Here is a 16507-nt window from a genome sequence, read left to right on the forward strand (position 1 = left end):
TTCCTTTAAATGTCCGAACACCTTAACTCCGAATAAAGAAGCTAAAGTTCCTGTAAATAATTTAGATATTAGTTGCCTTCTATTCATCATAATTCCAACGTTAATAAAATTACTGTTTATATTATGTAATAGATAGGCTTATGAAGCGAATATGAAAATAGTAAATATAATTACTATTCTGCTAATTTCTGTTTTCGGATTGACCTGTCGCAGTTAGAGTATTAATGATATTGGTTATCGCTCTATCTCTAGCTGTACTGCCTCTTGGGGTGTTATGTAACCGCAACAACATATTTCTTATTGCTGGTGATTCATACATGCGCGCAATTAACCCGGTTCCGGCTTCAATGCCAAGCGAAGTGCCGCCAGTTAATAGCGTTGCCGCTGTTCGTGTTGGCGTTATTAGCGACATACCCGTTTGTGTAACTTGGTTTGCTGTGCTAGCTCTTCTTGTTGCCTCTAGAACATCACGCATTCCCTCAACCATTCTCCTCTGTTGCTGATTAAAGACCGTATTAAACACCTGTCCATTTGATTGATTGATTAGCTGGTTTAATTGAGTAACCATACGCTGAGGAGATCCATTTGCCTTTTCGTAGGCGCGAGTCAAATAAGCAGACCGTAATTGGTTTCTGCCATTCTCATTGACCATATTGAATATTCTAGCAATATCACTAGGGCGCTTGCTGTAAACAAGATTGTTGATTAGTTCTGGTGTGATGTCACCTTTCTCTAGGGCATTTTTTAGCCCCGTCTTTTCTATCCCTCTAGCTATGTTTCGATATTCGTTATTAGCATGACGAAGTTGATTTAACTGACCTGCACCCAAATTCTGACCAACAGATCTATTCATGTCATTTGTCATGGCGGTGTTTATTCTGTTGTATGCAGATTCAAGGGCTGTAGGCATTGCTAAGTTATCGCCCTGCAAACTTTGACGAAGTTCTGTCCTCAAATTACGAAGCTCTTCAAAGCTAGCACCATTAGCGACTCTATTTCTAAGATTGCCTAATATTTGAGTGGCGGCATTATTTGGAGCTAAACCATTTCCTATCCGTTGTAATGCCTCATCAATTGCTGGAATAGATCTGGTTGGATTAACCGGAACACCTGTCATTTGCTGAGTAATGTTATTTATCACGCCACCATGCATGTCTTTAGCCCTGCGCAATCCTGCGTTAACCTCTCCTTGCATAACATGCGGAGCATAAATACCGAATTCTTGCTCAATCATCTGCGGAACAGACTCGACAAAGTTTTCTCTTTGCTCTGCTTGTATCGCCCTGCGGTTACCAGTACCACCAATACTTTGCTCACCGGCTTGTTGAAGCTGTCTTCCTACTGACGTTCTTGGTGGTAAAACATCTGTTGTTAGTACATCTATTCCGTTTTGCTCCGCATTCCTTAATAGTTGTTGAGTTTCTGGCGCGATATTTCCACTTGCTGCACGAGATAGACCACTAAGCCCGCGCTCAATAACTTTTCCTCCTCCACCAATACCGGCAGACAACGCTGTTTGCCATGGGTTAATATCACCACCACCTGCCATATTAACGGATGACTGCAGTGCTAAGTCTGTACCTGCTGATCTGGCTGTTGCACCGACAATTGTTGGCGCTCTCGCTGCTGGGGTAAATGCAACTGCGTTCGCGATAAATGGCATGACATCTTCAGATGATAGACCGGGCTTATTTAATGCGTAGCGACCAGAAGGTAAATCAACCAGTAAATTTCCCTTTTCATCTTGAGATACTTGCCCGCCCATATTGCTGATGACTTTTACAAAGTCGTTATCATTACCAAACATTTGCACCCAAGCAGCTTTCATTGCATCAGTATTAAATGCATTCATTTCTGGCGAAGACATGATCCCTTCTAGCCCTTGAACTTCAGGAGTCATCTTGCTTTCACCAGTGAAGGCATCCATTACGTTTTCACGGAAACCTTTAGCATCATCAGACGATTGCTGTAAACCTTGTGAAAGGTTCTGATTGGTTTGCTTCATGCCAGCGATATAGCTGTTTTCTGGTTGTGATGGTTGGTCTGCTTGTTCTGGTTGTCCATCTAAAACAAAACCATCTGGCAAGCTATTATTTACAGGCTCATCCAAAACGAATCCATCAGGTAATCCTAAATCGGTTGCCATTGACCACCTCTAAAAATTATTTTTTGCCCTGTTGCTGGGTTAGTTGCGGTAGTTCCTTCAGAGATTGAACCTGTCTGTCCTCCCTGTTGATTTACAATGGTTGTTTTTTGGGGTTGCTGTTTACCGTTAGCATTACCCCCTTGTTGGTTAGATGGTGTTTCATATCCAGAATTAATAACCATCATGGCATCAAATGCCTTGCCTGATTCTGCTCTAATTGCCTTGAATTGATTTTCAAGAAGTCTAGCCTTTGTTTTCACAGCAGCGCTTTCATCACCTAACTGGGGGGTGTATGTTCTAAAATAACGCTCCATTTCAAAATTAGGTATAGCGGCGCCTGACTCCTTACGAAGAATAGCTAAAACTGCATCCTGCATTGATGCTATGTATGACTGTTCATCACCAGATAAAGCCATCCTTGCAAATGTTCCATCCCTTAGGGCTGAATTAATAGCCGCCGCTCTTTGCGGTGACACTTTTCCAGAATCTACTAATGAGTTAGCTGTATCAATACCATTTCTAACCCTAAAGGCAAACCCAGCCGCCTTTCTTTGCTCACCTGTTGATTTTTCCATTATTCTATTGGCTTGATTTACAGATATTGGATTCCCCATTCCATCAATTTGAACAGGTTGATTTATAGATCCTCTCTCCTCGTCGCCATTTGAATAATATTTAATTATTCCTCCATCAGGAGCTTCTTCAACTTTAAATAATTTCTTTTCTGATGGATTTATCCCAGCAGCTTGAGCAAACGCCTTAGCTCCTTCTGGGTCAGTTTTTAACATCTGAGCATATTGAGAGTAGTTTTGCATTGCAGAGGTTGGGGCATAGGCTGATGTTAGTGCATTCGCCCTAGAAATATTCTGGCCACGAACCTGTATCTGATGACCTTCTCTTGTTAGTGCTTCGCCAGCTTGATTGCTTCTGATTTGCTCATCTAAACGACCTTGGTCAATCTGTCTGCCAAGTTGTTTATCTTGTAGGTTGAAGTAATCATCAATACCAAGTGATGACATGCCAATGTGATCAGCTAACTGTACAGCCGCTTTAGGGTCTTTTTCTGCAATAGAAACGGCTTCCACAGGGTCAATGCCAAGGCGACGAAATGTATCTGCATTCTGTCTAACGTAATCAGTGGCATTACCATTCATTACCGCATTGCGATAGCCAGATGATAAGTTACCCAAAGATTCGCGAACATCAGCGGAAACACCTTGCATACCGCCAGTGATAGCTTGAGCGTATTCAGGATAAGTAGCTAGTAACTGCCTCATGCCATCACGATCACTATTCGCGTACGCCTCACCCCATGCTTTTTGGAATTCGCCAAGACGCTCTTTGGCTTTATTTTCTTGATAGATACCAGCAAGCCCAACAAGCCCATTTAATGCTTGTAAGCCCATATTATTAGCACCAGAGCGAGCCAGCTCATTACTTTGATTGATTGAGTTAATAACAGGATTTGCATCACTGGCTCTTGGTGCGTTGTCATTAAATTGACCTATCGAACCAAGAAAGCCACCTGAGTTAACTGATGGTTGCCATGTAGCCATTAGAACAATCCTCCCAATAAACCAACGCCAGCACCAATACCAGCGCCCCATGCAGTACCAAGACCAGGAACAACACTACCAAGTTGAGCGCCAGCCATAGCACCACCAAGACCTCCCATCATTCCTTGTTGCATTGATGACGGTCGATTAGCCATAGCCGCTTGAGCGTTTGCATTTTGTTGTAGCAATTGCCCCATATTGTTTGCGTAGTTTTGACCGGCACTAGCCTGACCTTGCAAAGCGCCGAGACCAACGTTGGCTAAGTTCTGGTAGTTATTCATTTGGTCAGCCAACCAACCTTGTCCAAGCGTAGGAGCGATAGATGCAAGTTGATTACTTGTTGCTGTTGAACCCAATCCACCGGTAGCTTCTGCACTGGCTAATTGCTGATAACGAGCTTGGTTTGATAAATCGTTAAATGCTTGAGAGTTGTAGTATTGGTTTAATGCTTGACCTTGACCTTCTAAAGAAGATAGGTTTTGCAATTGACCAATATACTGCTGAGCGAGTGGAGTAAACGGTGCAAGGTTTTGCATGTTCGTTTGCCACATTTCACGCTGTAACGCCGTGGCTTCACGAGTGGCATCAGCTTGAGCGCCAGCACCACCATCACCACCACCTTTCATATATCCATGCATTGGTAGCAGTGAGTTTCTGAATTTCTCTGAAATAATCAGCATTTTAATAACTCCTCGTACTGTTCGCGTTTGAGTTGATAGATAGTGACACCTACTGGTTTACCATTACTCATATATGCATCATCTAAATGACCGACACGTATAGCACCAAGCATTTTCACAATAACGCGACCGTATTTTGTGGTATCTGGAACCATAGTTACTGAGTTAGTGAATTGACTGTTTTCAAGTAACCACTTGCAGAATAGCTTGTGTGCATCAAAGGCGTACTTACCACGGAATCCAGCATCAAAGATAGCGTGACACTCAACGACTGTATGCCAAAAATTACGCACCTCAAAAACACCAACCAATAGAACTCCTTCATAAATACCCAAGTAAAGCGCGTCGGGTTTAATGAAATACTGATCATTACTATCAACGATGTTTCCCGTGTTCGACTTATCATTTAAAAACTCAGATAGTCGAATAGGATTATCAATAATTTTAATTTCCATTAGTCTATTAATCCGTGTGAGCGAAGTGCATCTTCGAGCGCCTTGATTCTCTGTCTGGTCTCAATTAGCCCATTTGCTAAGGTTTGTATTTCTGACCGAGTGTAATCAGCACTGAATGAGTAGGACTGGTTAGCATTAAACGATCCCTTAAGTGCTGTGCCCGTTGCTGATGTAAAGCCAGTGACGCGAGTGCCGACAACTTTAGTTCCGTTTACTGAGTAGGATGCTGAAACATCGATAGGAGATTTAAGAGTTTGCTTGGTCAACTTCGACAGTGACACATAATCTGCATCAATCTCTGCTGTTTTTTCGGTTAAATAATCAATGTCACTTTCGGCGGTTGTTATTCGCTGTTCATGATTTTCAACTTTAACGTCAATGTCATTAAGCCTGATTTCATGCTCAATTATCTTTTCTTCAGCAGAAGTAATTCTTAATTCATGATCATTTAGTCGTTGTTCATGTATCTCTATCTTTGTTTCAGCTTTTCCAATTCTCTCTTCATGATCTTCAAGAACAATATCTTGCTCATCATTTCTAGATTGAGCATCAAAAGCCTCAGCACCAGCCTCATTTGCACGACCAGCCACCTTTGCCGTATCATCAGCGCCACTTAACACTATGCGTCGATAGGTTTCGCTAAAGTTATTAGGCAGGATATCTGGAACAATATAAGCGGATTGAATTTCTATGGGTTTAGAAAGGTTTTCATTTGCCATCATTCAACCCTCATCGATAGATCGCTCAGTGTTACAGGTGACTTGGTTATGACGCGAACCTTGAACCCAATATTCTTTCTCACTCTTCCTACCCGTCGCCATAACACACGTCGGTCATATTGGAATGGTGAGTTTTGTTCAATCATTTGTTCTCGACCAAAATTAATGCCATCAGTCGTTGCAGATAGAAATAACTTATCAGCAATCTGAGCAACGCCTGTTGATGCTTCAAGCTCTAAATCGAACACCCTTGCGTTATCGGCTTTAGCCATAGGTGTGTATAGGATATGCTCGACCTGCTTGTCGTACTGAGATGATTTATTGAAAGCAAGATTACCAACAAGATCATCATTCTTATCCGCAACTGTGATCTGATTACCTTCATACATAAAATCAATTGCACGATAGGTTTCGTCATACAGTCCAGACTTTAGAATGCACCACTGCGGATATTGCTGGCTTCCTGCTGCGTCAAAGCAAAGTGTATGGCACTGTAAGTGAACAATGAGTAACTCATGACCATCAAAGCGAATAGTCTCAAGAACCGTCCGTGACAACTCGTCAGATGTGTAACCACGAATGATTTTATCAATGCTTGCAGTAGATATTTGACTAGCAGAACCAGAGCCAAGGATGTAGACAGATGGTGCGCCGTTTGCTGGGTTGCTGATGAATGCAAATGATTCTCCGAACTTACACTTAGCATCACGACCAGCAATACCCATCTGAACCATATAAGACGGCTGTGGCGCATATATTACTTGTGACGCACTTGTTGAGCCGGTAATGGTGAAGTATTCAATGGTTGACGAACCAAAACAAAGCACCATGTCACGCCAAGAATCGATAGCAATGATGCCATCAGGTTGAGATTCAGCGGTGTAAAATGGACGATAACGATCAGGCTTTGATTCATCTTCTAAGTCAGTGACACCAAACCTTTCACCGCCTTTCTGCAACCAGATGTAGCGCCCTCGGTTACGAGCAACATCGACAACATCACCTAATTCGTATTGAGGGTATCTTTCAACTACCTCTAACACTTCTTGCGTCATTACAAATTCAGTAACGTCTTTGGCTGTTTGTTCGCTAGATTTAGCAAGGTTCATTTTATACGTGACTGTAATTTTACCGCCTGCACGCTTAATGCCTTCGACTAGAACGTCAGTAAGATAAGGTTTCTCGTCATCTTCCTGCTGAGATAATTTAACGCCCACCATTTGCTCAGTAATAAGCATCTCATTACCGGTTTTACCATCAGAAGTTTTAGGCGTGATTTTTAACGTTAAGAACCCATCCAGATCACCCTTTGAGAGCGGTACAAAATCATCATTACCTTCTTTGTGAGTCCATTTTTTAACGTCACGTTTATAGCCTTCGGTAATTACCTTTTCCTCAGGCCAGTTAGATAACTCTTTAACCTCACCGTCATAACGATAAAGTTTTAATTTACCGCCTGATGCTACTGCTTGACTGTAACCAGAGTGCGCCATAGTTACCCTATCTTTGCCTTGAATGTCAGCAATGGCATTCTGACCACGATAAAGTTTGTTACCACATACTCGATAGACCGTGTTGTTTTTCGTGTTGTACTGAACACCACGAGACACACCATCAACACTATGACGCTTTTCTAGTGCAGGGAACGAACGCAAATATCCGGACGCATTCAATATTTCTTTCGGTGTTGCCAACATATTAACAGGAAGACCATCGATGTAATCTGCTGTGTTCGGGTCTTTTCGCAAACCCCTAGCCAGTGGAATCTTTACCTGTGGCATTAAACCCCCTTTCGACGTAATAGCTATCTACGCATAAAGCTGTGTATTTATTACCTTGACCAACTGGCATATCCCCACGCCTATCAATAGATGGAACCTTAAGCGTATCAAGAAATAATGCATCATAAGAAGAAGACGCTGATGCCTCTTGCCTTGGTGTTGGTTCTAGCCCGTAATCAGTTAATATTCTGAGTAACAATTGATAGCCGATAGCTTGTTTGTATTTGCGAGGTAAGCCAGAATCATCACCCGGCGCTGGTTGCTCATCTTCTAGTGAAAACTTATAACCCAAATCACCAAATGTTATTTGTAGTTCGGACATCATATCTTCTAGATCATGAATACCATCCTCTACCGATTGCGGCTCAGCATCAGTTAGCGTCGCATCGGAAGCAACGCCAGCCTTGCGCAACGCAAATAGAACAATTTCACCTTTAGTCAGTGTCACTGCCATTTGTTTCTGCCTTCTTAGTTGCCTTAGATTTCTTTACCTCTGGTTTAACAACCTCATCAACCGAAGCGACGAAGCCAAGTTCCTTAAATGCAGGAAAATCACTAGCCACAATGACAGCCTGTACATAACCATTTTCATTGTTAGCCCATGCGAAAACGCTTTTACGTTCCATATTTACCTCAAATAAAAAAGGGAGCCGAAGCCCCCAAATAAACAACGAGGATATTAGACGTTCCCGAAGAACTGACCGCCAAAGTGTGGGTTGAAGCACACATAGGCAGGCAGCAAGTCAAAACGCATCATTTGCTTGTTAGCATCACCATCAGCATATTTGTGTACACGGATAGAGAAACCTTCATATGTGGCCACTGCTGAATCAATGCTGTGTAATTTTGGCAGTGGGATAGTGCCCAAACCACAGAACATTTTATTAAAGAATAGATTAGGCTTCATTTGCTGCTTAGCAGTACCGATCACCACAACCTCATCACCTGCTGCTACTTTGCGATCAACTGCGTTGTACTGTGTGTTTACTGCGTCATACACCGGAACACCAGAAAGTTTAACAGTGACATCACCAGTACCATCAGAGTTTGCATCTTCAAGAACGGTGGCAGTGAAACTGATAGCAGTGGAACCGTTATACAGAGCTTGCTTGCTTTGCTGATTTAACCAATGTGTTGCAGTGAATTTAACCTGATCACCAGCCTTAAAGAATCCAGTCTTGCTTGCTGTTGCGCCAGTAAGAGTGACGGTGAACTGATAGGAATCTTTAATAGCAGTGTAATCCACTGTTGGAGCTGTTTTAACAGTCAGTGTTCCACCAAAATCACCTTGCTCACGAGATGCTAAGCCATTTGACATTAGAGCTTTAATACCGCCAAAGTTACCCGGAATTTGTGCATTTTCCCACGCTGTACGCACTAATTGGTCAGACGCATGTAGGCCAGTTTGTGCATCAGCAAGACGTTGAGCAGACCAAGGATCCATTACTGCGTAGTTATCGCCAGCTTTAATTCCAATATCTTTCAGGAATGTAGCTGTTTGAGCAACATCTGACCACTTAGAAATTGGTGAGTTTGGCGTGCCAAGTGACAATGCACCATTATTCATCATGAAGTGGGCTAATTCAGTCTCAAGGTCAGTGACCATTCGAGCATGAATTGGCGCTAAGATTTGGTCTAGCTGATTTAACTTTAACGCTTCTTCAACTTGCGCCCACTCAACAGCGACAGTGATATAATTACCAACCCGACCTGTAGCCTTACCTGAAATAAGGCCATTTTTTGCTTTACCAGTAATGTCACCATCAGCCGTACGCTCAGAGCTGAATTGATGCGGGCGCTTAAAGCTGACACTTTCGCCAGTGCTTGAGTTAATTTCGCCAGCCAGTAATTGGCGATCAACTGTCTTACATAAAACTAAGTCGGACATAAAGCCCGGTAAAAACTTTTTAAGTACAATCTGACTTACGTTTGAATCTAAGTTATTAGCCATGTTTTACACCTTGTTTATTCAATAATTGCGCCGGGGCACAGTTTGTTTAATTCATCAGTCGTGACGCTTCCCGCTCCACCTTTAACTTCCGGCTCAGGTTTAGGTGCTTTCTTTGGTTTTGGTGCTAACTTAACTTTCTGGCTAAGCTGACCAAGTAGGAATGCGGCACGTATTGGGTCTTTCTCAGCTGTAAGCCGCTGGCGCAATTCTTTATTCTTACCAAGTGCATAAGCAATTAGCTCTGTACCTTCATCGGCAGCTCTAAGTAAGATTTCCTGATGGATGATAGGAACTTCATTGGTGACAATCTCTTCCATCTCAGCGTAATCTTTTACAGGTAACTTAGATGCTCGTTGCTTATGATCTTCCAGTCGCTTAAGGATTTTTTCCTTATAGTCGAGCTGATCTTTCTCCTTGGCTTTTTTGCTCTGATCAGCACGGCTTTTTTTCTCATACCAATCAGTTAATGCTTTCTCGTATGTCTCTTCACTCCAATCACATGACTCTAGTGTTGGCTTCTGAGGTATTTCATCATTATGATTAACCGCCGGCTCTTGCGTTTGCTTGGCTGTAATTTCCTCAAGTTGGCGCTTTAGTTCACGGTTTTCTTTCTGAGTATCTTTAAAGCCTTTTCGAAGGTCTTTAATCCATTTGGCTGTAGACTGGTCTTCAATTAAATCTTCTTCATCAGTCAACGAGATTTCTTCATCGCCGATTTGCAAGGAGTAATCTTGCTCCTGCTCGACGCTCTGATCCGGTTTTACTTCAGCAGAATCATCAGTAACAGTCTCGGCGTTATTAGCGGCATTATTCTCACTAACTTGCTTTGATTGCTCTGAGGCTTCCTGCTGTTGTGATTCCTGATTTTCAGACATAGGTACAGCCTGACCATCAATGATCAGTTCGCTTTCCATTTATTACTCCTTAACTCTGCGAGAAGTCCGCAGGAGACTGTTGGTTATTTTGTGATTGAATGGTTTTCGCAACATCTAGGCTTTGCTTATGCTGCGTATCAGTTGCTTTTAGAATTAACTCGGCATCCGCTCGTGATGAGTCGCCTTGTTCTTTCTGGAAGTTATGTAACATTTTAAGCGCCTCTCTAATTTCAGCGCGCTTTGTGCTATCTGCTGATGCCAGAAGCTGGACAACTTTAGCCTCTGCAACTCTAGCTTCTGTTTGAGCTTGGAATGCTTTAACCTGAATGGATAGCTCTTCATTTTTCGTCTTCTGGACTTCTGCCTGTCCTTGCAAGTACACACCTTGCGCTGCCAATAACTCAGCATTAGGCTGTTGCGCCTGTTGCTGTGCCTGAGCAACAATCTGCTCTTCTTCTGCATTGCGAGGTTTGGCGACACCTTGAGTAAGTAGCTGATTGCGGTTGTATTCCTTGAACTCATCAAGACCTTCACCATCCATGTTGTCCAAGATAATTCCCTGAACAACTGCGCGCATCGGATCTTGAGGAAGCATCCCAGCAAGAAGATTTGTCAGCACTGAAACAGTGGCATCACGCCTTGCTGTATAAGATGGCCCAACATCAACCGTGACATCATAACGACCAGTAGATAAATCATTCATGGCTACAATTTCGCCTGTTTGTTTATCTCGTATCGTCACAGACATCAGCGCTATATCATCAGTACCATCCTCATTAACTACGCGAACTTGCCTATCAGATCCATATACTTCTCTAGCCATCGATAGCCATACCTCACCAGCACGTTTCAAGCTCTTAGCCATGTTATCCAGATAGATAAACGAAGCCATGTCCGATCGGTGCATAAGACTATTAACGGTCTCTTTGGCAATATTGCTAGGCATTTGCTGCATTGCCTGACTAGCACCAGTTACTTCCTGAATATCTAAGCTTGTTTGCTGCAACAGCGCAGCCATTGCCTGATTAAGTGGCTGTGGTTGCGTATAACCAATTGCTGATGCTGGCGCAATAACATTGCCTTGCTTATCGGTTATTTCATTCAGAGGAAGGAATGCAGGTCTTTTTGAGTTTCTATCAGCCCAGTGTTTTTCAAGCCCTTTAATCTGTTGCTTGCCAACAATAGGAACCGAACCGGGGTCTTGAGCTGCTGAATCAGCAAGCATTGACACCTGTAAGTTATAAAGGCGCTGAGCATCCATTGCTTTTGCAATATGCCCCTCGACTCGCTCGATGTCATCAATAAACCATCGCTTACCATAAACAGGGATTAAAGGAATGTGCTCACCCGGTATTCTCTGAGCTTTCTCAAGGAATCCATCACCATCGACCACTGACACATAAACTCGACGGCGCTTAACTGTTCTTCGAGCAACTTCAACAAAGCCAATATCAATTAATTCATCACCAACCTGCTCAAGTTGTTCGCTGTCATAGGTAACAACCTCTGAAGTAATTGGGTTTTGGAAACTGACAACATCAACTGATTCTTTTCTTACTTCATAATACTTAGCGATATAAACCACATCAGAATCAAACCAGTCATAATCCCACGACCTATCAATACCTACATCTAACGTTGCTGGGTCTTTTTTGTACTCAGCCTTGTACTTCTCGGTGGATAGCGAGTACATGCAAAAAGCCCATTCGGCATCAGACTTATCATATTTCTTGGCGTCAGGGTCAAACCACACTGAACGAGACGGGTCATAAATAGGCTCGATAGAAATTCTCTGCCTGTCATCCATCGGGTCTAACTCATTGACTAAGTTTGTTGTTAGCCTAAAGCAACCAAATCCACCTGTTGCTGCATCATCAAACGCATTATCGCAAGCCTCTCCACCGTCAGTCTCTTCGTAGTCAGCACGGAACAAGCCATTTAACTTGTCTGCTAAATCCTCGCTTGCTTCTTTGTCACCCGGTCTAAACTTAACGGTGATTCTGTTGTTGCGATACTCACTGATGATCCTGTTTAACTCGGTGGCTATCTTATTTATTTCAAATTTAGGGTATTTCTCAAAGTGGTCATTGAGCTTAGTACCCGCAGTAGTTGCACCTTCCCATTGACCTCCGGGCACTCGTGCAAACCGTGTTGCTTCGACGCATTTCGCCCTCACATCTTCTTGCGGTGAGTGCGCACGGTCAAACCTGAGCATTATTCGCTCATGTCTTTGTTGTAGTGTTTCAGCCATAGTTACCAACTAGAAGATGATGGAACGTAAATCTCTGTATCGTCATGAATAATCACAGGGCAATACATAGACATCATGATGGAGTCAGCTAAGTTAGGTGATGGGATGCCAAGTTTCACTTTCATATCAACTTTGGTCATTAGCTCTAACTTGCCATTACCGTTAAACTTACGTTGAATTTGCGTAAGCTCTGCGAATAGTTTTTCTAACATCTGTTCGCCAATCGCTTCTTTATCGAAGCTAATCATGTCGTCAGGGTTTGCATATTCGCCATGCTCTACTGCTCGATAAGTCAAATAGAGCCTGTCAGCCAATGCATAGTAGAATTGTGCGCGCTTGTTTCTGAATACATCTCCGATGGTTCGACTATTGTCACCGCTAACTACTTCATCAGCCCATGCGCCAGATTGATATAACGCATCCTCATCGAAAGGAGACTCACTACCTTTGAACATGGTTACTGTTGTTTGCTTTCCAGTGAATGCGTCAGTAACTTGCCTGCGTAATGCCGCACCCAATCCGTCACCATCCCATAGGAAGTGATCAGCGCCATCTTGAATAGCTTGCTCCGTAGCCCAATCAGCGCCCTCGTTAACATCCATTAGCAAACCTTCTGCAACTTTGTTAACTACTGATCCCCTGCGTGAAACATACCCCTTGGCATCACCGCCAACATCAGACGGGTCATGAGTAGCAATTATTGCGCCCTTAGCTTTCCATCCAAGTTTTTTATGTGCGTCAGTAGCAGCTTCTAACCATTCACGCTTAATAATAGCCATATCACTAGCGCTTACCGGCTCACCGAGCCAGATATGCCGATATAGCGTTGGATTCTTGCGTTTACATTCCTCCATCTCTAATCGCAATACATCAGGGAAGTGAGGGTTGTCGGTATAGTTGGCAGTAAGCAAGCAAATATCATCAGGTGGGTTAACAACGAAACGCTGATAGGTGTCATCAAGAATGTTTTTCGGGTTAAAGCTCACCCATATTTCAGAGTTAGGCTTTCGAATTGTCGGGATCAAAATATCCCAACTCTCTTTTGTTACCGCCTCTGCTTCCTCCACCCAACAAACATCAACACCTTCAAGCGACTTAATCTTTGTCGGGTTATTCTTGATGCCGTAAAACATAAACTCAGCGCCAGTGCCAAGATGTTTAATCATAGTGCGCTGAATTTCGAACTCATTGTTATAGCTCTCTCTCTCTATCGTATCTTCAAGAAGCCTGATAACTGAGTCACTAATACTGTTTTGCAATTCACGAGCGCAAAGTATACGTACCGGCTGTCTCCTTGCTGCTTCAACGAGAAGCCTAGCTATCGCCCAAGATTTACCGCTACCCCTGCCACCTTTAGCGACTTTGTAACGGTGCGCCTCAATGAATGGCATAAAGATAGGGTTTATCTGTGTCATACTATTTACCGAATAATGAACTCATGGGGGACGTTTCTATTTGAATTGCGCCGCCATCTCTGCCCGTTACTTCATGCTCTTGCTTATCACGCAACCCTAAATCCCTTGCAATGATATTGGCATTCAGCAAGTCAGCAGCCGCGCCAGAAAACTTCTGGTCATAAATAACTTTTTCTGCCTGCGTTACGACCCCAGATAAATCTTCCCTGACCCTGAATGTTCTCCATGTTTCATCGGTGATATCCAAGAACAAACAAAGACCTGTCAGCGTCATAGCGCGCATTTTAGGTATCGTTGTTTTTATTACTTCGCCTTGGTACGAAAATACCTTGCCTTCCCACAGCGGATTATCTTCTACCCATGCGAAATATTCACAACAAGCTTTCCATAATTGCTCGGAGCTTTCGAATATAGGTTTTCTTCCGTGACTACTCCGAGCCTCCCAGAATCTGTTTCCTTTTGGCGCGGCCATCTATTCCCCCGTAGATTCTTTGTTCTTCTGTTCGACGTGGCTCATCATGAAATTGTTAACCTGACGAGACAGCCATCCCGCCAGATAAGCAAGAGGCTCCTGGTTATCTACCGATACGGTGATGCCAACAAGCTCAAGAATCCGCCATGCCGCGTGTACACACTCGTGGGTTAATGTCTCAGTACAATAATCGTCAATAGTTCTGAATGTTATGGCGATATAGTCAATGCCCTGTGAGCACTGAAGTACGCTTACCATGGCTGAGTAGTTGGTCGATGCGCGTTCATATTTAAGGAATTTATCGCCCGCTTCTTTGGTGGAGAAAACCATTACCCTGACTCCGTAGAGCGGCACCTTTAGTTCCTTAACTGCTTTCAGCGCCATATATCCTCCTTTAATCAATTATCCAGCCCACTCGTAAATGAGCTGTGTAATTAACTACTTTGCAAATAAGTCCAGTGCCTCTTGAGCTTCTCGTGCTGCTTTCTGCGCTCGTGATACAAACTCACTTTCAGTCTGACACTGCTTATACGCGTCTTTGAATAACTCAAACTTGAGAGCGTCGTCTTTTACGAACTCGATAGCAGCTTGAGCCGCTGCGGTATCATTGCCAACTAATCGGAGTAGCTCTAAGCGCATTTGATTCTGTGCTGTAATTTCTGTCATTTGATGTTCCTGTGTGAAGTTAATCGCAACCATCATCACGTATCACTACGTTACTTTGGTCGCTTCTAGTCTGTTCCTAGCAGTCAAGATATGATCACTCTCCTTAATGGATAAACGACTTATCTAATTGCTGATATATATATTTACTTAAGCTATACTAAGTAGCTATCGCTACACTTTGATTGATATATTGTTAGTATTGCCCAGCCTCCCGTGCTGGGCTTTTTTATTCTTTTGGAATGCTTTTATCCAGTTCTTCACGGAATTTAACTGGATTCTCTGAACCTTCTACTGCCATGATGTTTCTCCATTAAAAAAGCCCCGCTATTGCGAGGCTCGTTGTTGTTCAATTTCCCGTATTGCTTTCTTGTCTGAGTTACATTGCTCAATAACCGATAACAGGGAGATGTTTAACATTAACGATTCTCCCCATGTCATTTGTTCGGGTATGTATGGCAGTAGACAATCAGCGGTTAGGTGTGCCGGTATCGCTATGTGCTCCACTGGCACGTATTCTTTCTGAATAGTCGTGCATCCTGATAAGAGCATCATTAGGAATAGCAGTATTGGCGCAATCATTATTGATAAGAACAGTTTTGATAACCGTTTTAACTTTTTCAGAATCCACGGCTGACCTATTCCGCTCTTCGCTATTAAGTGATGAGACATTGTTGATAATCCTGAATGTTCGGTTGGCGTTTTCTGTGATTGATTGCTGGCGAGATAACTGAGTGGTTGCTGTGTTGTAATCTTTGCTTAATTTGTCGTAGTCATCTATTACCCACCATAGCCAGAATGCAGATATTGCCAGTAATCCAGCTAATACCTTATTTAGCGTATTCATGCGGGATATGTCTTATGGGTTAATTGGAAGTGAGGACCATCTTTAAATGTTTTCCAGTTACCGCCCCATTCGATATCGACGCCGAATTCTTTCGCCGCTTGCATCATGGCATCAGCGACTTTTTTAAAGTATGACCAATCGTTCCAGGGGATCTGATTGTTTACCAGAGGGGCACAATCAACAGCGTGACCAGTTAAGTGACGACTATTCATCGTTTGGCTTTTTCCACTTGCAACTAATTGTCGTTGACGGGCTTCATTGCGCTTACCTTCAATCACCATAAAATCAATATCGGTAATCTCTAATGCTCGATGTACTACTTTAACCAAATCAGGATGAACTCCACGGAGATTTTCTTCACTGCGCCTGCTTAATCTAAATTTACTCACTTCTTACCCCCTGTAAACTTATCCCAGAAGAAATCCAATGCTAAAGAGCCAGCGGAACCACATAAGCCAGCCGTAAATAATGTGTAGTAGAATGAAGCGTTAAGCTCTATTGATATAAGACCGCCCATCATCCCAGCAAAGCCAGATACGAACATTTGCATAATTGCTCCTACCCAGCTCCACCGATAACCGTTACGTTTATTGTCAATAATGTATCTAGCCAATCCGCCGTATAGGGATATAGCGAATATGACACCCCATGCGGTGGCACTGAATTTGTCTTTCTCGTCCATTCGTGTCATACCGC

General features: G+C 43.1%; 19 protein-coding genes. All 19 read right to left on the reverse strand.

What is annotated here, in order from left to right; all coding sequences use genetic code 11:
* Window positions 1–181 precede the first annotated feature (181 nt).
* Window positions 182–2146, reverse strand: coding sequence for a hypothetical protein (locus tag ABN099_RS06420; RefSeq protein WP_349462842.1), 1965 nt, complete (start codon window positions 2144–2146; stop codon window positions 182–184).
* Complete coding sequence (locus ABN099_RS06425; RefSeq protein WP_349462843.1) at window positions 2131–3702, reverse strand: phage DNA ejection protein; 1572 nt, start codon at window positions 3700–3702, stop codon at window positions 2131–2133. The genes ABN099_RS06420 and ABN099_RS06425 overlap by 16 nt, the downstream gene beginning before the upstream one ends.
* Complete coding sequence (locus ABN099_RS06430) at window positions 3702–4382, reverse strand: DNA transfer protein (RefSeq protein ID WP_109401474.1); 681 nt, start codon at window positions 4380–4382, stop codon at window positions 3702–3704. The genes ABN099_RS06425 and ABN099_RS06430 overlap by 1 nt, the downstream gene beginning before the upstream one ends.
* The gene (locus tag ABN099_RS06435) at window positions 4376–4837 is read right to left on the reverse strand and encodes a DUF2824 family protein (RefSeq protein ID WP_349462844.1); all 462 of its coding nucleotides are present in this window, start codon (window positions 4835–4837) and stop codon (window positions 4376–4378) included. Before ABN099_RS06435 ends, ABN099_RS06430 begins: the two co-directional genes overlap by 7 nt.
* A complete protein-coding gene (locus ABN099_RS06440) occupies window positions 4837–5559 on the reverse strand; it encodes a phage tail protein (RefSeq protein WP_349462845.1) in 723 nt (240 codons plus the stop codon). The genes ABN099_RS06435 and ABN099_RS06440 overlap by 1 nt, the downstream gene beginning before the upstream one ends.
* Window positions 5556–7337, reverse strand: coding sequence for a packaged DNA stabilization protein (locus tag ABN099_RS06445; protein ID WP_349462846.1), 1782 nt, complete (start codon window positions 7335–7337; stop codon window positions 5556–5558). Before ABN099_RS06445 ends, ABN099_RS06440 begins: the two co-directional genes overlap by 4 nt.
* Window positions 7309–7791 (reverse strand): packaged DNA stabilization gp4 family protein, encoded by a 483-nt coding sequence (locus tag ABN099_RS06450; protein ID WP_349462847.1) that lies wholly within the window; start codon window positions 7789–7791, stop codon window positions 7309–7311. The genes ABN099_RS06445 and ABN099_RS06450 overlap by 29 nt, the downstream gene beginning before the upstream one ends.
* Window positions 7772–7963 carry a hypothetical protein gene (locus ABN099_RS06455; RefSeq protein WP_161681495.1) on the reverse strand — a complete coding sequence of 64 codons (192 nt, stop codon included), beginning with the start codon at window positions 7961–7963 and terminating at the stop codon, window positions 7772–7774. The genes ABN099_RS06450 and ABN099_RS06455 overlap by 20 nt, the downstream gene beginning before the upstream one ends.
* Window positions 7964–8016: 53 nt before the next feature.
* The gene (locus tag ABN099_RS06460) at window positions 8017–9288 is read right to left on the reverse strand and encodes a P22 phage major capsid protein family protein (RefSeq protein WP_349462848.1); all 1272 of its coding nucleotides are present in this window, start codon (window positions 9286–9288) and stop codon (window positions 8017–8019) included.
* Between the two features lie 14 nt (window positions 9289–9302).
* Complete coding sequence (locus tag ABN099_RS06465) at window positions 9303–10202, reverse strand: phage capsid protein (protein WP_349462849.1); 900 nt, start codon at window positions 10200–10202, stop codon at window positions 9303–9305.
* A gap of 10 nt (window positions 10203–10212) precedes the next feature.
* On the reverse strand, window positions 10213–12414 hold the full coding sequence (locus ABN099_RS06470) for a portal protein (RefSeq protein ID WP_349462850.1): 2202 nt from the start codon (window positions 12412–12414) through the stop codon (window positions 10213–10215).
* A 2-nt stretch (window positions 12415–12416) separates the two neighbouring features.
* Window positions 12417–13829 (reverse strand): PBSX family phage terminase large subunit, encoded by a 1413-nt coding sequence (locus tag ABN099_RS06475; RefSeq protein ID WP_349462851.1) that lies wholly within the window; start codon window positions 13827–13829, stop codon window positions 12417–12419.
* A 1-nt stretch (window position 13830) separates the two neighbouring features.
* Window positions 13831–14301 (reverse strand): DNA-packaging protein, encoded by a 471-nt coding sequence (locus ABN099_RS06480; RefSeq protein ID WP_349462852.1) that lies wholly within the window; start codon window positions 14299–14301, stop codon window positions 13831–13833.
* Window positions 14302–14685, reverse strand: coding sequence for a hypothetical protein (locus ABN099_RS06485; protein WP_349462853.1), 384 nt, complete (start codon window positions 14683–14685; stop codon window positions 14302–14304).
* A gap of 54 nt (window positions 14686–14739) precedes the next feature.
* On the reverse strand, window positions 14740–15003 hold the full coding sequence (locus ABN099_RS06490) for a DUF2560 family protein (RefSeq protein WP_432807492.1): 264 nt from the start codon (window positions 15001–15003) through the stop codon (window positions 14740–14742).
* Window positions 15004–15291: 288 nt separating this feature from the next.
* Window positions 15292–15546, reverse strand: a complete 255-nt coding sequence (gene lysC / locus ABN099_RS19045; RefSeq protein WP_110229449.1) for an Rz1-like lysis system protein LysC — start codon at window positions 15544–15546, stop codon at window positions 15292–15294.
* Complete coding sequence (locus ABN099_RS06495; RefSeq protein WP_349462854.1) at window positions 15434–15811, reverse strand: hypothetical protein; 378 nt, start codon at window positions 15809–15811, stop codon at window positions 15434–15436. Before ABN099_RS06495 ends, lysC begins: the two co-directional genes overlap by 113 nt.
* Window positions 15808–16200: a M15 family metallopeptidase gene (locus ABN099_RS06500; RefSeq protein ID WP_215941846.1), complete on the reverse strand. Its 393-nt coding sequence runs from the start codon at window positions 16198–16200 to the stop codon at window positions 15808–15810. Before ABN099_RS06500 ends, ABN099_RS06495 begins: the two co-directional genes overlap by 4 nt.
* Window positions 16197–16502 (reverse strand): phage holin family protein, encoded by a 306-nt coding sequence (locus ABN099_RS06505; RefSeq protein ID WP_049199107.1) that lies wholly within the window; start codon window positions 16500–16502, stop codon window positions 16197–16199. Before ABN099_RS06505 ends, ABN099_RS06500 begins: the two co-directional genes overlap by 4 nt.
* Between the last annotated feature and the right edge of the window lie 5 nt (window positions 16503–16507).

The sequence above is a fragment of the Proteus hauseri genome, from assembly GCF_040139125.1.
Classification (GTDB): domain Bacteria; phylum Pseudomonadota; class Gammaproteobacteria; order Enterobacterales; family Enterobacteriaceae; genus Proteus; species Proteus hauseri_B.